Below are 22,198 nucleotides of genomic sequence, written 5' to 3'. Positions count from 1 at the left end.
GTTCGGAAGGCGGCAGAAGCGCGGCGGCTTCCGAAGTTTTAATTAAGTAATTACTTAAATAAAAGGAAGGCCCGGGGCTGTCAACGGCGCGTCTTCCGCCGGGCCGAGGGGGGGGAAACAAAATCCCCGCCGCGGGAGAGCAACGGGGATCATGTTCGGCGAAATCGTCGGCAGGATTATCGACGGGGCGAGCCCAGCATGTCGAAGGATTCCACGGCCGTGCGGAAGGCGATGCCGGAACCGGGTTCGGCGTCTTTGAATTCCGCCTTGACGCTTTCCATGATGCGGGCGCTTTTGTCCTTCGGCGCGAGAATCATGACGAGTTCCTTTTCCGGCACGATGGTGATGCCGAAGAAGGAGGCGTCGTCCGGGCGGGCCGTGCCGCGCGCGTGGATGACCGTGCCGCCCGTGGCGCCGGCGCTTCTGGCCGCGTCCATGACCTGATCGGCGCTGCCGTGGTTGACGATGACGGAGAGAAGTTCGTAGCCGGACTGTTCCGGGCTGTTGTCAGACATGGTGTCCTCCTGAGTCTGGGAAGGAGCGGCGGGCGCGGAATCGTGATGCCGGAAGGCTTCGAGCACGTCGATGGTGAAGAGTATGCCTCTTGTTCTGGAGAGCGCCGGGGCGTTGCGTATGGCGTTCATCACGGGGCGGACCAGCGAGGCGGGCAGCAGGGTGTAGAGCAGTTCCTTTTCCACGTCGTCGAGGCCGAGAATGCGCAGCCATTTGCTCTGGGCCGTGCCGCGTCCCATGAGCACGGTGCCGCCGGGAGCTCCGGCTTTTCTGGCCGCGGCCATGGCGGCGTCGCACTTGTGTTTTTCTATGACGGCAATGAGCAGCTTGCCTGCCTGTTCGTTGAACGAGATGGTCATGCGCGGTCCCCCGTCTTGCGGCTGAAAACGATGCCCAGAAGCTGAATGGCGATGAGCGGCGTCATGGCGATCATGGCGATGCATCCGAAGGCGTCCACGGCGGGATTGCCGCCCACGCCCTTGGATACGCCGAGCATGAAGGCGAGAATGAACGTGGAGGCCATGGGGCCGGATGCCACGCCGCCGGAATCGAAGGCGATGGCCGTGAACATGCGCGGGCAGAAGCGCATGAGCAGCATGGCCGCGGCGTAGCCGGGAATGAGGAAGAACCAGAGGCTCGTTCCCGAGATTACCCGGAACATGGCAATGCCCACGGCCAGGGACACGCCGGCGGAAAGGGCCGCCAGCATGAGCATGCGGCGTATGGCGCCGCCGGAAACCTGTTCCACCTGTTCGGTGAGAATCCACACGGCGGGTTCGGCGCACACCACCACGGCCCCGAGCACCAGCGCCACGGGAATGAGCCAGAACCGGTGTTCCGGCGCGGAGAGCAGCGCGCCGAGCGCGTCGCCCGCGGGCATGAAGCCGCCCTTCACGCCGAGAAAGAACAGAACGACGCCGAAGAAGGTATAGACAAGGCCCATGACCATGCGCAGCGTCTGGCGGCGGGAAAGCTTGATGAGAAAGAGCCGGAACAGCAGAAAGAGCACGGCGAGCGGGCCGAGCGCCATGGCCACTTCGTGCGTCACTTCAGGCAGAAGGTGCAGAAAGTGGGCAACGAGCCCGCGCGAACCTTCTTCCGCAGCGGCGGCAAGCTCCGGAGAGGCCGGAGAGGCGAACAGGCCGAGCATGAGCACGGCAAGAATGGGGCCCACCGAGGCCAGTCCCACGAAACCGAAGCTGTCGTCTCCGGCTCCGCTGCCGCCGCGCACGGCGGCCACGCCCACGCCGAGCGCCATGATGAACGGCACCGTCATGGGGCCCGTGGTGGCTCCGCCTGCGTCGAAACCTATGCCGAGAAAGAGATCGGGCGTGAAGGCTGCGCAGAGAAACACCGCGGCGTAGCAGAGAAAGAGCAGCAGCTTGAGCGGAAGCTGAAAGATGATGCGTCCCATGGCCACGGCCACGAAGAATCCTACGCCCGCGGCAATGATGCACACGAGCGCCATGGGGGCGATGACCGGAGCCACGCCCGTGACCTGCGCGGCCAGCACCTGAACGTCGGGTTCGGCCACGGTGATGATGAAGCCCACCACGAAGCCCACGGCCAGCATGAGGGTGAGATTCCGCTTTCCGGTGAGCGTGGAGCCCACCTTCTGGCCCACGGGAAGCACGCCGATGTCCGCGCCCACCAGAAACAGGCCGAGGCCGATGATGAAGAGCACTGCGCCCGCGAGAAATCTCGGCAGGGCGTCGCCGAGGGGCGCAACTGTCAGATGAAGAAGGAGAACCAGAATCACGATCGGCACGACCGAGATCACGGCTTCCTTGCATTTCTCGATGAAGAGCATGGGGCTCCTTTGGGTTGATAGGAAATATTCTCGTTAAGAGAATGCCATCATTCAGGAGTTGTGTCCAGAGGGGGATATCGGTCTGGGGCGTTTTCTGCTACGCGATGAAGAAGCGGTAGATGAGCGAAGCGAGCAGCAGGCAGAGGGTGACGTAGAGGAAGTTTCTCACCATGCGGGTGCCGATGCGGATGGCCAGATGCGTGCCGAGCTGATTGCCGAGGATGTTGGCCACGGCGCAGGGAATGCCCAGAGAATACAGGGCCACGCCGCCGGAAGCGAATACGGCGAAGGCTCCGGCGTTGGAGGCGAGATTGAACACTTTTGCGGTGGCCGAGGCGCGCACGAGTCCCATGCGCAGCACGAGATGCTGAGCGATGATGAAGAAGCTGCCCGTGCCCGGTCCGAAGAATCCGTCATACGCGCCGATGAAAAATCCCATGAGAATGACGCGCAGCCAGAGATGCTTTTCCGGCAGTTCGCCTTCTTCGCTGACGAGCTTTCCCGAGAACAGGGAAATGACCATGCCCACGGGCAGCAGGAAGATGAGCAGCTTGCCGAGCATGGCGCTGTCCACGTGCATGGCGAGGCCGGATCCGGCCATGCCGCCGACAAAGGCGGAAACGAAGCCTGCGGGCGCGATGCGCAGCACCACGAGATGATTGCGGGCGAAGGTCCACAGCGAGGTGAGGGAGCCGAGAGTGCTTGCGAACTTTCCGGTGCCGAGGGCGGTGTGCGGCGGCAGGCCGCACAGAAGCATGGCCGGGGTGGAAATGAGTCCGCCGCCTCCGGCCACGGAATCCACAAAACCGGCGACAAAGAAGAACAGGCACAAAACAACGATGACGAGCAGGGAAAGTTCCATGATGAGAGCCTTATTGATGTTGCAGAGACATGTCCTTGTAGTCGAAAACGCGGCGTTTGTCGAAAATGGACTTTTCTGTGCCGCCATGAGAGAATCAGGCAAGAAAAAAGGGGAATCGTATCTAGGAGAGGCCTCGGCGCGCGGGTAATATGACGGATATTCTTTCCGGAGAGCGCCGCGCGGAGTCCAGAAATGTGCGCGGCATGGAGGTGCGCATGGGAGAATGGAAGCGTATCAACGACCGCCTCAAGGAACTGGTGCTGCGTCACATGCCGGAGCCGGGCTACCGTCAGACGGAGATTCCCGGCTTGTCGTTGTCCCGGCGGCTGGCGCACGACGTGCTGGAAAACAGCCTGTATCACCCGTGCATCGGGGTCATGCTTCAGGGGCGGAAGAAATCCGTCATCGGCACGGAGGAATACGTGTACGGCGAGGGGCAGTGTCTGGTGGTCGGCGTGGACGTGCCGAGCTCCTTTTACGTCATGGACGGCACGGAGGAAGCGCCGTTTCTGTGTCTCTCGCTGGAAGTGGACAAGTTTCTGCTGGCAAGGCTGGCCGCCGAAGTTCCGCCGACGCCGGGATCGGGCGGGGAAGGCGGCATGAAGGGCGTGTCGGTGGCCGACGTGGACGTTTCCGTGCTCGACGCCTTTCTGCGTCTGGCGGAGCTTCTGGACAAGCCTGAACAGATTGCCGTGCTCGCGCCCATGATCATCCGGGAAATCTACTACCGCATGCTCATCGGACCGCAGGGGGAGTTCCTGCGCCGTTTCCATACGCTGGGCTCGCAGAGCATGCAGATTGCGCAGGCCGTCACCTGGCTGCGGGACAATTATCGTTCGCCGCTTCAGGTGGAGGAGCTCGCCCGCCGCGTGAACATGGCGACGTCCACCTTCCATCGGCATTTCAAGGAAGTGACGAGCCTGAGTCCGCTGCAGTTTCACAAAAGACTGCGTCTTTTTGAGGCGCAGCGCCTCATGCTTTCGGAACGGGTGGACGCGGCCAGCGCCGGACTCGCCGTGGGCTATGAGAGCCCCACGCAGTTCAACAGGGAATACAAGCGCCTGTTCGGCGAACCGCCGCACCGCAACATCACAAGACTGAAGAACGCCCGTTCGGGCCGGGAGTAGCGCAGGCGCTGGGGCTTTGCGCCGGTTTCGGCGCAGCGCATGGGGAGCTGTGTCGACCTTCCTTCTCCTGCGGAGCGTTTCCGGGGAAGGGCGTCCTTCCGCGCCTGTGGGGCATCATTTATCCGGGAACGGGGAGCCTGGCGGAAGGCATCGTCGTTCCGCGTCCGAGGGACTCATTGCCTTGCGCAGATCAGGGAGGTCGTCAACGGCATGCTGCTCCCCGGAGGGGGAGGGCATACCGGACGCGGCTTTTCCGAGCATCCTAGCGTTTTTTGTTTTTTGCCCTGTGGCGGAATGGCGCGTCGCCTGGGCGAGAGCTGAGAAACGCCGGGGCAGAACTGTGCAGTCTGTGCAGGTGCGCCGACGCCTGAGCGCGTGAAAGGGAAATCCCTGTTCAAAGCGCACCCACCCCGGAGCGCAGCCGCCCGAGTGCGGTGCGGGAGCCTGTTGCGGATGCGGCAGGCGGGATTTCGGAGGCTCCGGGGCAAACGGCCCGGGGCGCGTCGTCAGTCCAGCTCTTCCTTGAGCGGACGCTCCATGAGTTCGCGCACGGCCGCCGCCGGATCGGCGTTTTCGTAGAGCACCCGGCACATGGCTTCGGTGACCGGCGCGGACACGTTCAGTTTTTTCGCGAGCTCGCGGGCGGCAGAGGCGGTTTTCACGCCTTCGGCCACCATGCCGAGCGAGGCGACGATGTCGTCGAGCTTTTCGCCCTTGCCGAGGCGGATGCCCACCTGACGGTTGCGGGAAAGTCCGCCCGTGCAGGTGAGAACCAGATCTCCGAGGCCGGAAAGGCCCATGAAGGTGAGGGGTCGGGCTCCCATGGCCGTGCCGAGGCGGGAGAGTTCCGCGAGCCCCCGCGTGATGAGCGCGGCGCGGGCGTTGGAGCCGAAGCCGAGCCCGTCGCCGATGCCCGCGGCAATGGCCATGACGTTCTTGAGCGCGCCGCCCATTTCCACGCCCGTGACGTCGGCGCTGGAATAGCAGCGGAAAAAGGGCGTGGAAAAGATTTCCCGGAGTCGCGCGCCGAGGGCGTCGTTTTCGCAGCCGAGCACCACGGCCGTGGGCTGCGCGTCCATGACTTCCGCCGCAAAGGACGGGCCGGAAAGCACGGCGTAGCGGGGAGAGAGGGCGGAGAGTTCTTCCATGACCACGCGGCTCATGGTGAGGCAGGTGCCGTTTTCCAGCCCCTTGGAGGCGTTGACGATGACGCAGCGCTCGGCAATCACGGGCCGCATGGAGGCCAGCCATGCCCGCTGATGCTGGCAGGGCACGGCCAGCACGAGCAGGTTGCAGCGACGGATGGCGTCCGGCGACAGAGATGCCTTCACGCCGGGATGCAGTGCCTTGCCGGGCAGATAGCGCGGATTTTCGTGCCGTTCGTTGACGGCGCTCTCCACGGCGGGATCGCGAAGAACGAGGGTGACGTCGTGCCCGGCCGAGGCCAGCACATGGGCGAGGGCCGTGCCCCAGCTTCCGCCGCCGGCCACGGCGACGTGAAGGATGTCTGCTGTCATGAAACTGCTCCTTTGCTTGCGGCAGTATGGCCCGAAAGTGTGACGGGAGCATGACAGAATTTCAGGAGCCTGCCCGGAAGGCGTGTTTTTTCGGCAGGAAGGAAGAGGGGGCGGAAAGGCGGGGAACGCTTGCGGAGGGCATGGGGAACGAGCGCCCGTTTTGGAAGGCGGGCGTTTGCTTCGCTCCCGCATTCACCGCACTCTCGCATTAAACGCACGAGGGGCCCGGCTTCTGCCGGACCCCTCGTTTTGTCAGTCGTGCTTCTTTTCTTCGGAAGCGTGATGCTTTTCGCATTTGCCCGTGAGGCTTTCGCCGGGCTTGGCCTTGGGGCCGCTCTGCACGATGCGGCTTCCTTCGGGCACGCTGTGGGTGAGCCACACGTTGCCGCCGATGACGGAGCCCTTGCCTATGGTGATGCGGCCGAGAATGGAGGCTCCGGCGTACACGGTGACGTTGTCTTCGAGAATGGGATGACGGGGAATGCCCTTGACGAGCGTGCCGTCCGGGTTCTTGGAGAAGGAGAGCGCACCGAGCGTCACGCCCTGATAGAGACGGCAGCCCTTGCCGATGATGCAGGTTTCGCCGATGACCACGCCGGTGCCGTGATCGATGAAGAAGTTTTCGCCGATCTGCGCGCCGGGATGAATATCGATGCCCGTGCGGGAATGGGCCATTTCTCCGATGATGCGGGGAATGATGGGCACGTTCAGCTTATAGAGTTCGTGGGCGATGCGGTGATGGATCATGGTGAGCATGGAGGGGTAGCAGAACACCGTTTCGCCGGGGCTCGTGGCGGCGGGATCGCCTTCGTAGGCGGCGCGGGCGTCCTGGGCCAGCATGTCGCGGATGGCGGGAATGCGCTGCATGAACTTCATGGCCATTTCCTTGGAAGCCACGTCGCAGCCGCGGCAGTCGTTCACATAGTCGGCGCAGGCAAAGCAGCCGCCCCGGCGGATCTGTTCGCTGAGCAGACGGAAGATGGAATCGAGGTTGGCGGCGATATGGTAGCGCAGCGATTCCCTGTGCACGTGGGAAGGGCCGAAATAGCCGGGAAAGAGCACGGCCTTGAGACGTTCCATCACTTCCTTGAGCACCTCCTGAGAGGGCAGGGGCGTGGAGCAGTCTTTGGCATTGAGTACGGAGGCGAGCGATTCCGGACGGCAGAGCGCTTCGGTCACTTCATCGAGTTCGCGCATGCGGGAGAGGGCCAGTTCCATGTCTGGGGCGGGATGGCAGGGGGTCATGAACGCTTATTCCTTGGAAAAGAGAGGAGTGGAGAGATACCGTTCCCCGGTGTCGGGAGCGACGGTGACAATATGTTTTCCCGCAAATTCGGGAAGCTGAGCCAGATTCATGGCGGCGCGCACGTTGGCGCCCGAGGTGATGCCGCAGCTCATGGATTCGCGGGCCATGAGCATGCGGGCCGTTTCCATGGCGTCTTCGGTGCTCACCGTGAGAATGCCGTCCACGAGGGAGCGGTCGAACACTTCGGGCACGAAGTTCGCGCCTATGCCCTGAATGCCGTGCGGGCCGCTGCGGCCTTCGGAAAGCACCGGCGATTCCGCGGGCTCCACGGCGAAGCAGCGGATGGAGGGATTGGCTTCCTTGAGCCGGAGGCTGACGCCCATGAGCGTGGCGCCCGAACCTATGCCGGCCACGAAGGCCTGCGGCACGAAGCCTTCCTTGCGGCAGTCTTCCAGAATTTCCACGCCGGTGGTGGAGTAGTGAACGCGCGGCCCCACAGGGTTGCTGAACTGGTTGGGACGGTAGGCTCCGGGAATGGAGGCGAGCAGTTCCTCCACCTTGTTCTGCGCGCCCTGCATGCCTTCTTCGGCCGGGGTGAGCACGACTTCCGCACCCATGGCGCGGAGCAGGGCGATGCGTTCCTTACTCGCGGATGCAGGCATGGTGAGGATGAGACGAAGATTCATTTTGCCGCACACCACGGCAAGACCGATGCCGAGGTTGCCGCTGGTGGCTTCCACCACGGTGCCGCCCGGGGCCAGCGCGCCTTCGCGGATGGCGGCGCGCACGTAGCCGAGCGCGGCTCTGTCCTTGATGGAGCCGCCGGGGTTGCGGGCTTCGTATTTGACGAAAATTTTAGCCGGAAGTTCTGCGGACACGCTGTTCAGGTAGATGAGCGGCGTGTGCCCGATGGTATCGAGAATATTCATAGACGCCTCACGAATGATCTGGGAGGGAGGGAATGTCGTCCTTGGTGAACATGCGCCAGAGAATGGAGGTTTCGCCGTCGCGTTCGCGCTTTTCGGGCGTGACGTGGAGTATGGGTTCGTTCTTCCACAGGTACGTCATGCTGTTGTCCGGCGCGATGTGACAGGTCATATTGGCGGCGATTTCCTCGGGTTTCAGCTTGCGGGGGTTCACGCCCATTTCCTCAAGCTGCTCCCGGAGAAGCTCTTCCACGCGGGCGGCGACCTGAAGGTTGGGTTTGGGCGCGTCTTCACTGGATGCTGACATGGTGTCCTCGCTTTTGATGATGTGGCCGCTTGGGCCTGTTACTTACGATAACCTTTTGTCTTGTCTTGGCAAGGCCGGAACAGGGCGCGCAGGTAAAATTCCTACCTTTCCGCTATGTTTTCTTCGTTCGAGTCGAAAAAATCGAGCCTTTTTTGTTCTGGTTTGCGCCGAAGAACGCCGGAAATCTGTAGGCTCGGAGAAAGAGAGTTTCGGGTAAGAAAAAGGGCCGGCGCGCAAGCAGCGCGTCGGCCCCGGAAAGGTGGAAGAACGTTGTCCTGTTAGTAGGAGTGTTCGTCCTTGAGCACTTCCTTGGTCACCTTGTGGGCGAAGGTCCAGTACACCCAGGCCTGGTAGAGGAGCACCACGGGCACGGCGCAGAGCGTGACGGTGAGCATGATCTTCAGGGTGAGGGGGCTGGAGGCGGCGTTGAACACGGTGATGCTGTAGGCCGGATCAATGCTGGAAAGAATGATGCCGGGATACATGCCGAACACGCCGAAGAAGGTCAGGCCGAGAATGAACAGGGCGCTGCACAGCCAGGCGACGAGGGTGCAGTTGTTGAGGGCGAGGCGGCTGCCCACGAGGCCGATGACGGCCAGGGCGAGGGCCGCGTAGGCGGCGGGATGCTGCGCAAGGCGGGTGAAGCTTTCGGTGAAGTGGCCGGTGAGGGCCAGGAAGAGCAGCACCAGGGCGAGCAGCACGGGCCAGAGCACGCGGGCGGCCTTGAGGGCCTTCGCCTGCAGATTGCCTTCGGACTTGAGTTCAAGCCAGAGCGCACCGTGATAGCAGAACATCACCACGAAGAGCACGCCGCCGGCGAGGCCGTAGGGATTGAGGAGCTTGAGGATGTTGCCGTGGTACACGCCGTTAGCGTCGATGGGAATGCCCATGAACAGGTTGGCGAAGGCCACGCCGAGCAGAAGCGCGGGCAGGAAGCTGCCGAGGGTCATGCACACGTCCCAGCTGAAGATCCAGGTGCAGGAATCGCCCTTGCCGCGGAATTCAAAGGCCACGGCGCGGAAGATGAGGCAGAACAGCAGGATGAGCAGGGGAGCGTAGAGCGCGCTGAACATGACGGCGTAGGCGTTGGGGAAGGCGGCGAAGGTCACGCCGCCGGCGGTGATGAGCCACACTTCGTTGCCGTCCCAGTAGGGGCCCTGCGCGTTGTAGATGACGCGGCGTTCATGGTCGTTGGCGGCCACGAAGGGCATGAGGGTGCCCATGCCGAGGTCGAAGCCGTCGAGAATGAAGTACACGGCCCACAAAAGCGTCCAGAGGAAGAACCAGATCGTTTCCATGTTACGCCTCCTCAGCGGCTTTGACAGGTTCGGGACCCTTGCGGGAGTTGGAATACAGCAGCCAGATGTCGATGAGACCGAGCAGCGTGTAGATCACAAGGAAGGCGATGACGGAAATGAGCACGGAACTCGTGGGCACGGGGGACACGGCGTCCGAGGTGCGCATGAGATTGTACACGATCCAGGGCTGACGGCCCACTTCGGCCACGGTCCAGCCGAGCATGATGGTGATGTAGGGCAGCGGAATCATCCAGGGCAGGATTTTGGCAAGGCGCGTGTCGGCGGCCAGATCCTTGCGTCGCCACCAGGCCCAGGCGGCCACCAGGATGAACAGGCAGCCGAGGCCCACCATGATACGGAACGACAGGAAGGTGGGCAGCACCGGCGGAATGTCTTCCTTGGCAAAGTCGCTGAGGCCCTTGACTTCGGCGTTCACGTCGTTGAAGGCGATGAAGCTCATGAGGCCGGGAATGGGCAGCGCTTCCACGAGGTTGCGGCCGTTTTCCTGATCGGGCCAGGCAAGGAGGTACATGGGGGCTCTGGTCTGGGTGGTCCAGTGGGATTCCATGGCGGCCATCTTGGCGGGCTGATATTCGGCCACGTTCATGCCCTGCTGATGGCCGGCGGCGCCGACGAGCAGAGCCATGATGAGCGTGAAGGGCGCGGCTATGCGCACGGCCTTGGTGAACAGGGAGGTTTCATTCTTGCGGGCAAGGTGCCATGCGGCCACGCCGAGCACGAAGAAGCCGCCGAGCATCCAGGCGGAGGAAACGGTGTGGAAATATTCGCCCCAGGCGTAGGGATTGGTGACCACGGCGAGGAAGTTGTCGAGTTCCGCGCGGCCGTTGCGGATGACGTAGCCCACGGGATGCTGCATGAAGCCGTTGGCGAGAATGATCCACAGGGCGGAAATGTTGCCGGCGATGGCGACCATCCAGATGGCGAAGCAGTGAACCTTCTTGCTCACGCGTTCCCAGCCGAAGGTCCACACGGCCACGAAGGTGGATTCGAGGAAGAAGGCCACCGTGGCTTCAATGGCCAGCAGAGAGCCGAAAATGTCGCCCACGTAGGCGGAGTAGCGGGACCAGTTGGTGCCGAACTGGAACTCAAGCGTGATGCCCGTGACCACGCCCAGAACAAAGTTGATGAGGAAGAGTTTGCCCCAGAATTTGACCATTCTCTTGTAGTCTTCGTCTCCGGTGCGCACGTACATGGTTTCCATGATGGCGAGCAGCACGGAAAGGCCCAGGGTGAGCGGCACGAAGATGAAGTGGAAGAACACGGTCATGGCGAACTGGAGGCGGGAGAGGAGGATAAGATCCATGATTTGCTCCTTGGTGCTCGTCGGCGGCGTAGAAAAGACGAGTCTCTGCCGTAATCGGCCATGTCGCCCGAACGCTTCCGCAAGAACGGAAACGCTCGGGCGCTTAAGGTTTCAGGCGGTTAGTCCCCGCACTTTTCCTTGAGGGCGCGGGCCACGGCGGCGCCGAGTTCGCGGCACTTCTCAAGATCTTCCTTCTTGGGGTTGAAATAGCACTTGAGCGGTTCGCCCACGAGTTCGACCTTCATTTCGGCAAGGGCGTCGGCCATCATCTTGGGGGCTTCGCCGGACCAGCCGTAGGTGCCGAAGGTGGCGCCCACGAGGTTCTGCGGACGCAGACCCTTCACATGGGCGAGGCAGGCCATCATGTTCACCATGGGCATGTTGTTGCGCGTGGCGGAACCGAGAATGAGCGCGCCGCTGTCGGCAAGTTCGGTCATCACGTCGCTGCAGTGGCAGGTCTGCAGGTTGATGAGCACGTAGGGCACGTTTTCCTGTTCCAGGCCGTCGGCCACGGCTTCGGCCATCTTGGCGGTGCCGTTCCACATGCTTTCGTAGGCGATGACGGCGCGCTTCTTGGGCTTCTGCTGGGCGAATTCGAGGTAGGAGTCGATGACGAACTTCACGTCTTCGGGCGTGCGGTAGATGAGACCGTGATCGGGAGCGATGATGTCGAACTGCAGGCCGAGATCGGTGACGCGCTTCAGGGTCTTGAGCACCTGGGGCGAGTAGGGCAGCACGATGTTGTAGTAGTAGCGCTTCATGGATTCATGAAGCTGGTAGCGGTTGCATTCGTCGGCGAAGCGGTAGGAGCTCGCGATGTTCTGACCGAAGGCGTCGTTGCTGAAGAGCACCTTGTCTTCTTCGAGGTAGGACACCATGCTGTCGGGCCAGTGCAGCATGCGGGTTTCGAGGAAGGTGATGTTGCGCTTGCCGATGTTCAGGCGCTGACCGTCCTTGACCACTTCGATGGGCCACCCTTCGGTATTATAAATATTGGTCATGGACTTGTAGCCCATGGCCGAGCAGAAGATCTTTTCGGGCTTGCAGAGCTTCACGATGCGGGGAAGCGCGCCGGAGTGATCCTGCTCGAGGTGGTTGCACACGATGTAGTCGATGCTCTCGGGATCCGTGATTTCGGCAATGTGCTTGGCCAGGGTTTCAAATTCGTGAGCGTTCACGGTGTCGAAGAGCACCTTCTTTTCGTCGCACACGAGATAGGCGTTGTAGGTGCTGCCCTCGGGGGAGCGGCTGTAGTGATGGAAGTTGCGGATGTCGAAATCGACGGCGCCGACCCAGTAAATATCCTTTTTAAGTTCAACAGGTCTCATGATTTCCTCGGCTGGGTAAAACAAAAAAAGCGGGAAGCCTTCCGAAGAAGGCTGCCCGCGGACAATCTTTTCAGTAATTACGCGGCTTCAAAGTCGGCCTTGGAAGCGCCGCAGACGGGGCAGACCCAGTCTTCGGGGATGTCTTCAAAGGCGGTGCCGGGAGCGATGCCGGAATCGGGATCGCCCTTGGCGGGATCGTATTCGTAACCGCAGACGTTGCAGATGTACTTTTCCATCGGTGTGTCTCCTTGAGAGCGGCTCAGCGCCAGTTTTCCATGTTGCAGTGTTTGACTCTGTCGTGTTCTTCCGCGCGCTTGCCGTCGTTGAAGCGGTCGAGCGTGCCGACCAGATAGCCGGTGATGCGGCGTATGCGTTCAAACTTGACGCCGGCGCCGAGCATGGTCTGCTCCGCGCAGGCGCTCGCGGAAGTTTTGCAGTGAACCATAATGCTTCTCTTTGCCCGCTAGGCGAGCTTTTTGAACATTTTCTTGCTTGCGCCGCAGACGGGGCAGTGCCAGTCGTCGGGCAGGTCTTCAAACGGGGTTCCGGCGGGAATCTTGCCCTTGCGGTCGCCCTTTTCGGGGCGGTAGATGTAGCCGCAGTTGCCTACCTGGCACTGCCACATGGACATGTCCTTCTCGCCCTTTTCGGCCTTGGGCTCTTCGCCTTCCACGGCCTCGAAGTCGGCCTTGGAAGCGCCGCAGACGGGGCAGACCCAGTCTTCGGGGATGTCTTCAAAGGCGGTGCCGGGAGCGATGCCGGAATCAGGGTCGCCCTTGGCGGGATCGTATTCGTAGCCGCAGACGTTGCAGATGTACTTCTTCATGGTCGATCAGCCCTGATATTCGGCCTTCCAGAGGCCGTGCTTGTTGCAGAATTCGCGGGCGGTGACCTTGTCGGCCTTCACGCAGAATTCGGCTTCGGGAGCGTCGCCGGGGTTCAGGAAGGCGATGTGGGAAACGCCGTCGGCCAGAAGCTCGATCCATTCGATGTAGTGATCTTCGGCCATGGGATGCGCGGCGGAACCGACCTTCACCTTGTAGCCGTTTTCGGTCTTTTCAATGACGGGGACGTGCTTTTCGCTGGCGCCGTCGGTGGAGCCTTCGCGCAGAAGCTTCATGGGTTCGCCGCAGCAGATGAGGGGGGCAGCGCCGCCATGCAGCACTTCAACAATATTTCCACAATGTTTGCACTGGTATACTTCATATCTTGCAGGCATGACTCATTCTCCTGGTAGAAGATGGTTGGCTTGCGCGAAATGTTTTTCGCGGCAGTAAATAAACAATAATTATTCTCGATAAGAAGTCAAGTCCAAATTTTGCGCTCCGTCCGGGCGGAAGGCGCGCCGCCTGCGGTTTTTCTGAGGCGAAAATCCGTCCTGACCTGCCGGGAAAAGCCCCGTCAAGACACTGGAAAAGGGAAAAGGTTTGTGATACAAGATTTCCCGCAAAAAATTTCCGCCCGGAATTTACTTGGCGACCGCCAGGAAATACGGTACACAGTCCCGAGCAGCCATGAAAGTATATCGCGATTATTATTTTCTTAAGGCCAAAGAGGAACATTACCCTGCCCGCTCCGTTTACAAGCTCAAGGAGATGGACAGGGCTTTCCGCCTTTTCAGGCCCGGCATGAAGGTGCTCGATCTCGGCGCGGCTCCCGGTTCGTGGTCTCTGTACGCCGCGGAGCGCGTAGGTCAGAAAGGTCTCGTGCTTTCCTGCGATCTGCAGAGCACCGATACGACCTTTCCCCCGAACGTGACCTTCCTGCAGGAAAACGTTTTTGAACGCACGCCCGAATTCGAGGCTCTCCTCGAAGAAAAGGGGCCGTTCGACATGGTCATCAGCGATATGGCCCCGCGCACGACGGGAACGAAGTTCACCGATCAGGCCCGTTCTCTGGAGCTGTGTCTGGAAGCCGTGGAGGTGGCCGACCGCTATCTGAAGCCGGGCGGCGGCTTCATCGCCAAGATATTCATGGGGCCGGATTTTCAGGAACTGGCAAGGGCGCTCCGCGCGCGCTTTGCCACGGTAAAAACATTCAAACCCAAGAGCTCCCGCGCCGAAAGCAAGGAAATTTTTGAAGTCGGCATGGGGTTCAAGGGCCCTGTTCAGGGATAAACACTTTTCTGTTTCGGAGGCTTACATGTCGGGACATAACAAATGGGCAAACATCAGACTTCGCAAGGGTGCTCAGGACGCCAAGCGAGGCAAGGCATTCACCAAGGCCGCCAAGGAAATCATCATCGCCGCCAAGAGCGGTGGGGACCCTGCCGGCAATGCCCGTCTGCGTTCCGCCATCGCCGCCGCCAAGGCCGTGAACCTGCCCAAGGACAAGATTGAAGCCGCCATCCGCAAGGGCACCGGTCAGGACGCGGGCGGCGACATCACCGAAATCATGTACGAAGGCTACGGCGCGGGCGGCGTGGCCATCATTGTGGAAACCGCCACCGACAACAAGAACCGCACCGTGGCCGAAGTGCGCCACGTGTTCACGAAGTACGGCGGAGCCATGGGCGAAAGCGGTTCCGTGGCGTTCCAGTTCGATCACCTCGGCGTGATCACCCTGGACAAGGAAAAGTATCCGGATGAAGAAGCCGTGATGAACATGGTGCTCGAAGCCGGCGCCGACGACGTGCAGGACAACGACGACACCTGGGAAGTGCGCACTTCCATGGCCGACTTCAACACCGTGCGTGAAGCTCTCGAAGGCCAGGGCGTGGAAATGATGGAAGCTCAGCTTGCCATGGTTCCCCGCATGCTGGTGCCTGTGGACGCCGACACCGCGCAGAAGCTCATGCGCATCACCGACGCGCTGGAAGAACTCGACGACGTGCAGAACGTGTACACCAACGCTGACTTCCCCGAAGACTTCGATCCCGAAGCGTAAGGCGCGCATCCGCGAGTTTTGGGCGTAAGCCCGGGCCCTCTTTCCTTTTCGGAAAGGGGGCTTTTTTTTGCGCCGCCTGCGGGAGGGGAGTCCGAGGGGAGAGCGTGGGCAGCCGGAGTCGGCGGCGTGGCAGGGCCGGATGCTGAACGCGTTTCGGAGACAGGGGGGCGAGGCATGAGGGGGCGGCGATTGAGAGCTTTCTTGAGGCATGCGGGGAGGGCGTGACGCTCGGAGAAAAGAGCGGAGGCCGAGGGCGCAGAGACGGAGAGGTTCGGCGGTCGGAGGGCGGGCGCGTCGGCATGGGGCGGGTGCATCCCTGCGCTGCGGGCGGAGTTTTGACCGGCGTTTTGTCGTGCTCTCGTGAAGAATGCCTGTTTCTGCCTCCGGCGGACAGGCGTCCGTCACGTTCGGCCCAGCCTGTGGGGGAAAAGATCACGTCGGCCTTGCGGCCGTGATCGCTGCCGACGTTCTGTTGCGTTTGCGGGAGTACGTGCGTCTTTCATACTCCGGTCTCGGCTGACGTTTTGTCGCTTCCGAGGAGAGAAAAACGGCCTGTGAGACGTCGAAACGCCTTGATCCAGCCTTCGTCCGCGCTTGGGGAGGGAATTGAAGATTTTTTTGAAAAGCCCGGCATCGCTCGGGTTCGGCTGCTTTCGAAACATGGCTTGTGTCGGAAACACCGTCGCACGTGACGGAAGGCGTCATCCGTGCCTGGGGAGGGGCGGGCGTCCTGCCGGAAGTGCGGCGGGTATTCAAGGCACAGGGCGTTCGACGCTGCGGCGGCATTTCGTGGGAAAGAAAGTCGTCTCTTCAGGGGGGGGGGATTTAAAAGAAAAGGGGCCGCGCCCGGCATGGACGCGGCCCCTTTGACGAGGTTCAGATGGAGATTACATGAAGAACAGGAAGGTGATGAGGGCGAAGAGCGGGCAGAGAATGCCGACGGACCAGGCCATGTAGCCGAAGAAGCTGGGCATCTTGACGCCCTGTTCTTCGGAGATGGCCTTCACCATGAAGTTCGGCGCGTTGCCGATGTAGGTGTTGGCGCCCATGAACACCGCACCGGCGGAAATGGCGGCCAGCACTTCGCCGTCGGCCATGAGCTGCGCGGCATTGCCGCCTGCGGTGTTGAAGAACACGAGGTAGGTGGGAGCGTTGTCCAGGAAGGAGGACAGCAGACCGGTCATCCAGAAGAACATGGAGGTCACGTGATGACCTTCGGCGTCGGTGGTGAGGTTCACCACGGCGGCGAGAGCGCCGTCGGAGCCGGCCTTCAGGATGGCGATGGCGGGGATCATGCTGAGGAAGATGCCGATGAACAGTTTGGCCACTTCTTCAATGGGAGCCCAGGTGAAGTTGTTGCGGGTGCGGCAGCCCATGTCGGTAGCCTTCCAGGAAGCCACGGCGATCACGATGTACATGAGGTCGCGCACGACGTTCTGCAGTTCCATGGGAACGCCGAAAATGTGGAAGGTGGGACCGGTCCACTGACCGGAGATGAGGGTGTTGGCCACGATGCAGGCGAGGAACACGAAGTTGATGCAGCCTTCAAAGCCGAGCTTTTCCTTGGAACCGGCGGCGTCGGCGGGAACAGGGCTGCCTTCCTTCTTGAAGAGCACGGTGTCGATGACGAAGTAGAGGGCGAGCAGGATGACGGAGATCAGCAGCGTCTTCACAAAGAGATGCACGGTGGTCCAGAAGAAGCTCACGCCCTTGAGGAAGCCGAGGAACAGCGGCGGATCGCCCAGAGGCGTAAGGGAGCCGCCGATGTTGGCCACAAGGAAGATGAAGAACACGACCTGATGCACGCGGTACTTGCGGTGGGCGTTGGCGCGGAGCAGCGGACGGATGAGGAGCATGGCGGCGCCGGTGGTGCCCATCCAGCTGGCGAGAATGGTGCCCACGGCCAGGATGGCGGTGTTCACGATGGGAGTGCCCACGAGGGTGCCCTTGAGGCGGATGCCGCCGGCCACGGTGAAGAGGGCGAGCAGCAGCAGAATGAAGGGCACGTACTCAAGCAGGATGCTTTCGGCGGCGATGAAGAAGGCGTTGCCGAAACCGAAGACGAGCGCGCAGGGAACGAGGAAGGCCAGTCCCCAGAAGAGGGCCACCTTGCCGAAATGATGCTCCCAGAAATGAGGAACCACCAGGGGGCAGATGGCTATGGAAAGCAGCATGCAGACAAAGGGCACAACCCAGATGATGGAAAGATCATTGGGCAGCTGGAAATGACCTTCGGCGAGGCATATGCTCGGCACAAGCAGCATCGCCAGAAGGAGGGCCGAAATGAATTTGAAACGGTGCATCCACGGACTCCTTTCGGGAAAAAATAGAATTAGGTTTTCTTGTACCTAAAAAAACGCGTTCCATCAAGAACTTTAGGAGATCAGCGGCGGGAGAAACTTGACGGTGCAAGGCTTTTGTGTGCATCTCAGGGAGAAAAATGCAGGAAAAAAGGAGCGTTTCATGCAGAAGATTCCGAATGTTCTGACCATTGCGGGGTCCGATTCCGGCGGAGGCGCCGGCATACAGGCCGATCTGAAGACCATGACCATGATGCGGACGTTCGGCATGAGCGTGATTACGGCGCTCACCGCGCAGAACGGCCTTGGGGTGACGGGCATTCATGCGCCGGAGCCCGAGTTTGTGGCGCTTCAACTCAATACCGTGCTGGAGGGCTTTCCCGTGAACGCGGCCAAGACGGGCATGATGTTCAATTCCGGCATCATCAGCGCGGTGGCCGACATTCTGGACGCGCAGACCTTTCCGCTGGTGGTGGATCCCGTGTGCGTAAGTACGAGCGGTCACAAGCTCATGGAAGATGAGGGCATAGCCACGCTGCGCGAGCGGCTCATGCCGCGCGCGGATCTTTTTACGCCCAACCGTCCGGAGGCCGAACTTTTTTCCGGCATGACGATCAAAACCGAGGACGACGTCATCGAGGCGGGCGAACGCCTTCTGAAGAGCGGGGCACGCGCCGTGCTCATGAAGGGCGGTCACTGCGAGGGCAATCCAGTTTTTGTGACCGACTGGCTGCTGGAAAAGGGGTGCGAGCCCGTGGCTCTTCGTCAGCCGCATGTGGATACGCAGAACAGTCACGGCACGGGCTGCACGCTTTCCGCGGGCATTGCCGCGCAGCTTGCTCTCGGCATGCCGCTGCGCGTGGCCGTCACAAAGGCGCAGGAGTTTCTCAACCTGGCGCTTCGTCACAGCTTTGCTCCGGGCAAGGGGCACGGCCCCTGCAATCACATGGCCGCTCTCATGCAGCGCTGATCTGCTGTCGCAGGTTCGCCCGGCGATGTTCAAGTTCGGAAGCGCCGGCCCTTTCGGGAAAACGTTCACGACCCGGCCGTCACGTTCAGGGCCGCACGAACCGGATATCGGAGGGAAAGAACAGTTTGAGCTTGTTTAGCGGCATTACGCACGTGTGGATTTGCGCACGATTGTTGAGCGCGGTCGTTTCGGCCGCGCTTTTTCATGCGCCGGGCGCTTTGGCGAGCGGTCGTTTTTCCCGCCTCAGCGTTTGCGGACGCAGTGCCTCAGCTCAGCCGGTTTCGGAACAGCCAGCCCGCGAGCGGAAGCGTGACGGCGGCCACGGCCAGCATGGGCACGAAGTTTTGCGCAACGTCGGCCAGCGTGGAGCCTTCGAGATAGATGCTGCGCACGCACACGAGGGCGAAGCGCAGAGGATTGGCGTAGGTGGCGATCTGCAGGGCTTCGGGCATGGCGCTCACGGGAGTGGCCAGACCGGAGAGCAGAATCATGGGCAGAAGCGTGACGAAGCAGTACACGAGCGCCTGCTGCATGCTCAGGGAAATGGCGGACACGCACAGGCCGAGTCCGGCGCAGCTCAGGGTGAACACGCCGAGGGCGACAAAGAGATCGACGTAGCTTCCCGCAAAGGGAATGTGAAACCAGAGCACGCAGATCACGAGAATGAACGCGGCCTGGGCGAGACCCACCACGATGGGCGGAATGGCCTTGCCGATGAGGATTTCCCACGGCGAAAGCGGCGTGACCAGCATTTGATCGAAGGTTCCCTGTTCCCGTTCTCTGGCCACGGAAAGGGCGGCGAGCAGCATGATCTGAATGATGCTCAGCGAGGCCAGCATGCCGGGCATGATGTTCCAGCGCGTTTCGAGCTGCGGATTGAACCATGCCCGCATGACGATGGACACGGCGGATTTGATGCCGCGCGCGGCGTTCCAGCCTTCCACAATCTGGGCAAGGTAGCCCTGCGCGATGGAGGCCGTGGTGGAATTGCGGCCGTCGAGAATGACCTGAATGGCGGCGTTCCGGCCGGAGAGAAGTTTGTCGGCAAAGTCGCTGCCTATCTGCACGGCGAGCAGCGCCTTGCCGTCGTAGATCCATTTTTCGGCCTCGGCCGTGCTGTCGAGCGTGGCCTGACGGGAGAATTTTTCCGAACCGTCGAGGCGGGCGATGAGGTCGCGGGAGAGGGTGGAGCGGCTCTGATCGCACACGACGTAGGGCACGAAGTTGAGGTCGTAGGTGGCCGCGTAGCCGAAGATGAACGACTGGATGACCACGGGCACGATGAGCACCAGCCTGTTGGCCGGATCCTTGAGAATGATGAGCAGCTCTTTGATGCAGAGACTGCGGAGTCTTCGGAGCAGGAGAAGAAAGCGCATGGCTAGTCCAGATTTTTGCGGGTGAAGCGCACGGCGACTCCCATGAAGAGCACGGCGTAGAAGAGCAGGGCCGCACAGTCGCGCAGAAGAATGGAGGCGTTGTTTCCGGCGAGGAACAGGGTTTTCAGAATTTCCATGTAGTAGGTGGCGGGCAGAATGTTGCCCACCACGCGGGCCACGAGGGGCACGCTGCGCAGATCGAAGAGAAAGCCCGAAAGAATGATGGCAGGCAGGAAGCTCACCACGAGCGCAATCTGACAGGAAAGAAACTGACTGCGCGTCACGGAGGAAATGGCCAGTCCCATGCCGAGCGCCACGATGAGATACAGCGAGGAGCAGAGCAGAAACAGGATCATGCTTCCGCGCATGGGCACGGAAAACAGCCAGCGCGCGGCGGCAAGGCAGAGCAGAAGTCCGGCCATGCCGAGCAGAAAGTAGGGAATGATTTTTGAGAGCAGAATTTCCGCGCGGCCCACGGGCGAGACGAACAGGGATTCCAGCGTGCCGCGTTCCCATTCTCTGGCCATGATGAGCGCCGTGAGAAACGCGCCCACCAGCGTCATGATGATGACGATGAGCCCCGGCACCAGATACCAGGTGCTGTCCGCAGCCTCGTTGAACCACATGCGGCTCTGCACCGAGGCGACGCCCGCTCCCTGCGGGGCGCTTTTTCCCTGCCGGTCGAGACTTATCTGCGTGCGCAGGGAGAGCAGCGCGGAGACGTACTGACCGATGAGCGTGGCCGTGGTGGAATCCACGCCGTGCAGAATGAGCTGCACCTCGGCGTCTCCCCGGGCGAAGCGACTGTCGAAGTCGCTGCCGGTGCGTATGATGGCGTCCACCTCGCGTTTTTTGAGCATGGCTTCCGCTTCGTGCATGGAGGCGGCGTAGCGGGGCGAAAAATAGGCCGATCCGTTGAGTCCGGCGAGCACGTCGCGCGCAAGCGGCGTGGATTTTTCCATGACCACGGCCACGGGCGCGTTCTTCACGTCCAGGGAAAGGCCGTAGCCGAAAATCAGAATCAGGATGATGGGTAGCGCGATGCCTATCATGATGCTGCTCGGATCTCTGGATATCTGCCTGATTTCCTTGATGGTGAGCGCTTTCAGGCGGCGGAGGAATCCGTTCATGCGCCCTCCTTTGCGGCGCGTTCGGCCCGCGAGCGTTCCACGATATGAATGAAGGCTTCTTCCATGGTGGGGGCGTGGCCGCCCTGCGCGCGCACTTCGTCCGGCGTGCCGAGGGCGAGCACCCGTCCGGCGTCCTGAATGAGCATGCGGTCGCAGTATTCGGCCTCCTCCATGAAGTGCGTGGTGATGATGATGGTGGTGCCTTCGTCCGACAGCGTGGTGATGCGCCGCCAGAACACGCGGCGGGCCAGCGGATCAATGCCGCTCGTCGGTTCGTCGAGAAAGAGGATTTCCGGTTTGTGCAGCATGCCCACGGCCATGGAAAGACGCTGCTTGAAGCCGCCCGGCATGGCGCCGCTCAAATCGTGCTCGTGCCCGGCAAGGTCGAATTCGTCCAGCACTTCGCGGATGCGCCTGCGCAGGGCAAAGGGGCCGAGCCCGTACACGCCGCCGAAGAAGCGCAGGTTTTCCAGCACGGAAAGATTGCCGTACAGGGAAAATTTCTGGGAAACGTAGCCCACGCGGGTGCGGGCGTGCGCGGCGGCCTTGCGCAGGTTTTCTCCGGCCACGCGCAGATAGCCGCTGGTGGCGGGGAGCAGACCGCAGAGCATGCGGAAGGTGGTGGTTTTGCCTGCGCCGTTGGGGCCGAGCAGACCGAACACCTCGCCGCGCCGAACGGAAAAGGACGTGCTGGCCACGGCGGTGAAGTCGCCGAATTTGCGCACCAGGTCGCGCACTTCAATGACGGGTTCGTCGTCGTTTGCCGGATTGTTCGGTGATGCGTCGTTGATGGGGGAAGCCATTGCCCCGGAGGAGAGCGCCGTTGCCCCGGCACACTGTCGGCCTGCTCCGGCGCTTGACTCAGGTGTTCCGGAATCCGTGCCGGAGGCTCCAGATTCTGCCTCGGGCAAGCCGACGGCGGCGTCGGAAGAGGCGCCTGGCGCGGGGTTGTCCCTGTGCCGGAGCAGAAACATGAAGCTGTCTTCGAGGCGGGGAGCGACGGGGCGGCAGTCTTCGGGGCGAAGGCGCAGCGCACCTTCGGAAGGCGCAAGCAGCGCTTCCGGAATGCCGTTTTTGCCGCATTCGGGCGCGAGTACGAAGCGCACGCGGCTGCCTTCGGGCACGGCGTCCATGACGAGCGAGGGCTGATCGAGCAGCCAGGCCTGAAGTCGGCGCGCCTTCACGCCGTGCGGAACGTCGGAGGCGAAGCAGAGCCCGGCGGTCAGTCGGCGCAGTTCTTCCGGCGTGCCCTGAGCCAGCAGCCGGCCTTCGTGCAGC

The 22,198-nt window shown here is 61.7% G+C and carries 22 protein-coding genes and 1 pseudogene; 4 read left to right on the top strand and 19 right to left on the bottom strand.

All coding sequences use genetic code 11. The features are described 5' to 3' along the window. Window positions 1–176: 176 nt before the first annotated feature. From ACZM96_RS01015 to ACZM96_RS01005, 3 genes are all read right to left on the bottom strand, one after another. Window positions 177–872, bottom strand: a complete 696-nt coding sequence (locus ACZM96_RS01015) for a P-II family nitrogen regulator (RefSeq protein ID WP_489486759.1) — start codon at window positions 870–872, stop codon at window positions 177–179. Beyond that, window positions 869–2,323 (bottom strand): DUF1538 domain-containing protein, encoded by a 1,455-nt coding sequence (locus ACZM96_RS01010; RefSeq protein WP_489486758.1) that lies wholly within the window; start codon window positions 2,321–2,323, stop codon window positions 869–871. The genes ACZM96_RS01015 and ACZM96_RS01010 overlap by 4 nt, the downstream gene beginning before the upstream one ends. Before the next feature lie 97 nt (window positions 2,324–2,420). Then, complete coding sequence (locus ACZM96_RS01005) at window positions 2,421–3,185, bottom strand: sulfite exporter TauE/SafE family protein (RefSeq protein WP_346665271.1); 765 nt, start codon at window positions 3,183–3,185, stop codon at window positions 2,421–2,423. A gap of 215 nt (window positions 3,186–3,400) precedes the next feature. Here ACZM96_RS01005 and ACZM96_RS01000 point away from each other — a divergent pair, with 215 nt between their 5' ends. Further along, the gene (locus tag ACZM96_RS01000; protein ID WP_294483857.1) at window positions 3,401–4,312 is read left to right on the top strand and encodes an AraC family transcriptional regulator; all 912 of its coding nucleotides are present in this window, start codon (window positions 3,401–3,403) and stop codon (window positions 4,310–4,312) included. Window positions 4,313–4,818: 506 nt separating this feature from the next. Here the strand turns inward: ACZM96_RS01000 and ACZM96_RS00995 are convergent. From ACZM96_RS00995 to ACZM96_RS00940, 12 genes and pseudogenes are all read right to left on the bottom strand, one after another. Continuing rightward, window positions 4,819–5,829: an NAD(P)H-dependent glycerol-3-phosphate dehydrogenase gene (locus ACZM96_RS00995; protein ID WP_489486757.1), complete on the bottom strand. Its 1,011-nt coding sequence runs from the start codon at window positions 5,827–5,829 to the stop codon at window positions 4,819–4,821. A gap of 252 nt (window positions 5,830–6,081) precedes the next feature. After that, window positions 6,082–7,074, bottom strand: coding sequence for a serine O-acetyltransferase EpsC (gene epsC, locus ACZM96_RS00990; protein WP_489486756.1), 993 nt, complete (start codon window positions 7,072–7,074; stop codon window positions 6,082–6,084). Between the two features lie 6 nt (window positions 7,075–7,080). After that, entirely contained in the window at window positions 7,081–8,004 is a 924-nt protein-coding gene (cysK, locus tag ACZM96_RS00985) for a cysteine synthase A (protein ID WP_489486755.1), read from the bottom strand. Between the two features lie 7 nt (window positions 8,005–8,011). Next, window positions 8,012–8,308, bottom strand: a complete 297-nt coding sequence (locus tag ACZM96_RS00980; protein ID WP_489486754.1) for a hypothetical protein — start codon at window positions 8,306–8,308, stop codon at window positions 8,012–8,014. A gap of 278 nt (window positions 8,309–8,586) precedes the next feature. Continuing rightward, on the bottom strand, window positions 8,587–9,606 hold the full coding sequence (gene cydB, locus ACZM96_RS00975) for a cytochrome d ubiquinol oxidase subunit II (protein WP_489486753.1): 1,020 nt from the start codon (window positions 9,604–9,606) through the stop codon (window positions 8,587–8,589). Window position 9,607: 1 nt separating this feature from the next. Next, the gene (locus tag ACZM96_RS00970; RefSeq protein WP_489486752.1) at window positions 9,608–10,930 is read right to left on the bottom strand and encodes a cytochrome ubiquinol oxidase subunit I; all 1,323 of its coding nucleotides are present in this window, start codon (window positions 10,928–10,930) and stop codon (window positions 9,608–9,610) included. Between the two features lie 119 nt (window positions 10,931–11,049). Further along, window positions 11,050–12,258: an FprA family A-type flavoprotein gene (locus tag ACZM96_RS00965; RefSeq protein ID WP_489486751.1), complete on the bottom strand. Its 1,209-nt coding sequence runs from the start codon at window positions 12,256–12,258 to the stop codon at window positions 11,050–11,052. Window positions 12,259–12,335: 77 nt separating this feature from the next. Beyond that, on the bottom strand, window positions 12,336–12,494 hold the full coding sequence (gene rd, locus ACZM96_RS00960) for a rubredoxin (RefSeq protein ID WP_294483841.1): 159 nt from the start codon (window positions 12,492–12,494) through the stop codon (window positions 12,336–12,338). Between the two features lie 23 nt (window positions 12,495–12,517). Further along, entirely contained in the window at window positions 12,518–12,703 is a 186-nt protein-coding gene (gene nrdD / locus ACZM96_RS00955; protein WP_489486749.1) for an anaerobic ribonucleoside-triphosphate reductase, read from the bottom strand. 18 nt (window positions 12,704–12,721) lie between these two features. Next, window positions 12,722–12,883 (bottom strand): rubredoxin, encoded by a 162-nt coding sequence (locus tag ACZM96_RS00950; RefSeq protein ID WP_294484499.1) that lies wholly within the window; start codon window positions 12,881–12,883, stop codon window positions 12,722–12,724. A 51-nt stretch (window positions 12,884–12,934) separates the two neighbouring features. Next, window positions 12,935–13,084, bottom strand: a pseudogene (rd, locus tag ACZM96_RS00945) (rubredoxin); the annotation flags it as partial. 6 nt (window positions 13,085–13,090) lie between these two features. After that, window positions 13,091–13,477: a desulfoferrodoxin gene (locus tag ACZM96_RS00940; protein ID WP_294483837.1), complete on the bottom strand. Its 387-nt coding sequence runs from the start codon at window positions 13,475–13,477 to the stop codon at window positions 13,091–13,093. Window positions 13,478–13,772: 295 nt separating this feature from the next. Here ACZM96_RS00940 and ACZM96_RS00935 point away from each other — a divergent pair, with 295 nt between their 5' ends. Then, window positions 13,773–14,375, top strand: coding sequence for an RlmE family RNA methyltransferase (locus tag ACZM96_RS00935; RefSeq protein ID WP_489486747.1), 603 nt, complete (start codon window positions 13,773–13,775; stop codon window positions 14,373–14,375). Between the two features lie 25 nt (window positions 14,376–14,400). Continuing rightward, the gene (locus ACZM96_RS00930) at window positions 14,401–15,144 is read left to right on the top strand and encodes a YebC/PmpR family DNA-binding transcriptional regulator (RefSeq protein WP_489486745.1); all 744 of its coding nucleotides are present in this window, start codon (window positions 14,401–14,403) and stop codon (window positions 15,142–15,144) included. 887 nt (window positions 15,145–16,031) lie between these two features. On the opposite strand, the gene ACZM96_RS00925 is transcribed toward ACZM96_RS00930, so the two are convergent. After that, window positions 16,032–17,447, bottom strand: a complete 1,416-nt coding sequence (locus tag ACZM96_RS00925; protein ID WP_489486744.1) for a sodium:proton antiporter — start codon at window positions 17,445–17,447, stop codon at window positions 16,032–16,034. A 160-nt stretch (window positions 17,448–17,607) separates the two neighbouring features. Here ACZM96_RS00925 and thiD point away from each other — a divergent pair, with 160 nt between their 5' ends. After that, window positions 17,608–18,414 (top strand): bifunctional hydroxymethylpyrimidine kinase/phosphomethylpyrimidine kinase, encoded by an 807-nt coding sequence (gene thiD, locus ACZM96_RS00920; protein WP_489486742.1) that lies wholly within the window; start codon window positions 17,608–17,610, stop codon window positions 18,412–18,414. A 266-nt stretch (window positions 18,415–18,680) separates the two neighbouring features. Here the strand turns inward: thiD and ACZM96_RS00915 are convergent, their stop codons facing one another. The 3 genes from ACZM96_RS00915 to ACZM96_RS00905 form a co-directional block, all read right to left on the bottom strand. Further along, entirely contained in the window at window positions 18,681–19,790 is a 1,110-nt protein-coding gene (locus tag ACZM96_RS00915) for an ABC transporter permease (RefSeq protein WP_489486741.1), read from the bottom strand. Window positions 19,791–19,792: 2 nt separating this feature from the next. Then, window positions 19,793–20,920, bottom strand: coding sequence for an ABC transporter permease (locus ACZM96_RS00910; RefSeq protein WP_489486740.1), 1,128 nt, complete (start codon window positions 20,918–20,920; stop codon window positions 19,793–19,795). Beyond that, window positions 20,917–22,198 (bottom strand): ABC transporter ATP-binding protein (locus ACZM96_RS00905; RefSeq protein WP_489486738.1); only part of this gene is annotated, 1,282 nt, incomplete at its 5' end. The genes ACZM96_RS00910 and ACZM96_RS00905, both read right to left, overlap by 4 nt.

It is taken from the genome of Mailhella sp. (assembly GCF_057866825.1).
This window is presented reverse-complemented; position numbering and strand designations above follow the sequence as displayed.

Coding starts and splice junctions, on each gene's coding strand:
- rd (WP_294483841.1), bottom strand. CDS start 12,494: ATGGAAAAGTACATCTGCAACGTCTGCGGTTACGAATACGATCCCGCC.
- cysK (WP_489486755.1), bottom strand. CDS start 8,004: ATGAATATTCTCGATACCATCGGGCACACGCCGCTCATCTACCTGAAC.
- ACZM96_RS00935 (WP_489486747.1), top strand. CDS start 13,773: ATGAAAGTATATCGCGATTATTATTTTCTTAAGGCCAAAGAGGAACAT.
- thiD (WP_489486742.1), top strand. CDS start 17,608: ATGCAGAAGATTCCGAATGTTCTGACCATTGCGGGGTCCGATTCCGGC.
- cydB (WP_489486753.1), bottom strand. CDS start 9,606: ATGGAAACGATCTGGTTCTTCCTCTGGACGCTTTTGTGGGCCGTGTAC.
- ACZM96_RS00910 (WP_489486740.1), bottom strand. CDS start 20,920: ATGAACGGATTCCTCCGCCGCCTGAAAGCGCTCACCATCAAGGAAATC.
- epsC (WP_489486756.1), bottom strand. CDS start 7,074: ATGACCCCCTGCCATCCCGCCCCAGACATGGAACTGGCCCTCTCCCGC.
- nrdD (WP_489486749.1), bottom strand. CDS start 12,703: ATGGTTCACTGCAAAACTTCCGCGAGCGCCTGCGCGGAGCAGACCATG.
- ACZM96_RS00915 (WP_489486741.1), bottom strand. CDS start 19,790: ATGCGCTTTCTTCTCCTGCTCCGAAGACTCCGCAGTCTCTGCATCAAA.
- ACZM96_RS00970 (WP_489486752.1), bottom strand. CDS start 10,930: ATGGATCTTATCCTCCTCTCCCGCCTCCAGTTCGCCATGACCGTGTTC.
- ACZM96_RS00980 (WP_489486754.1), bottom strand. CDS start 8,308: ATGTCAGCATCCAGTGAAGACGCGCCCAAACCCAACCTTCAGGTCGCC.
- ACZM96_RS01005 (WP_346665271.1), bottom strand. CDS start 3,185: ATGGAACTTTCCCTGCTCGTCATCGTTGTTTTGTGCCTGTTCTTCTTT.
- ACZM96_RS00965 (WP_489486751.1), bottom strand. CDS start 12,258: ATGAGACCTGTTGAACTTAAAAAGGATATTTACTGGGTCGGCGCCGTC.
- ACZM96_RS00950 (WP_294484499.1), bottom strand. CDS start 12,883: ATGTGGCAGTGCCAGGTAGGCAACTGCGGCTACATCTACCGCCCCGAA.
- ACZM96_RS01015 (WP_489486759.1), bottom strand. CDS start 872: ATGACCATCTCGTTCAACGAACAGGCAGGCAAGCTGCTCATTGCCGTC.
- ACZM96_RS00940 (WP_294483837.1), bottom strand. CDS start 13,477: ATGCCTGCAAGATATGAAGTATACCAGTGCAAACATTGTGGAAATATT.
- ACZM96_RS00995 (WP_489486757.1), bottom strand. CDS start 5,829: ATGACAGCAGACATCCTTCACGTCGCCGTGGCCGGCGGCGGAAGCTGG.
- ACZM96_RS01010 (WP_489486758.1), bottom strand. CDS start 2,323: ATGCTCTTCATCGAGAAATGCAAGGAAGCCGTGATCTCGGTCGTGCCG.
- ACZM96_RS00930 (WP_489486745.1), top strand. CDS start 14,401: ATGTCGGGACATAACAAATGGGCAAACATCAGACTTCGCAAGGGTGCT.
- ACZM96_RS01000 (WP_294483857.1), top strand. CDS start 3,401: ATGGGAGAATGGAAGCGTATCAACGACCGCCTCAAGGAACTGGTGCTG.
- ACZM96_RS00925 (WP_489486744.1), bottom strand. CDS start 17,447: ATGCACCGTTTCAAATTCATTTCGGCCCTCCTTCTGGCGATGCTGCTT.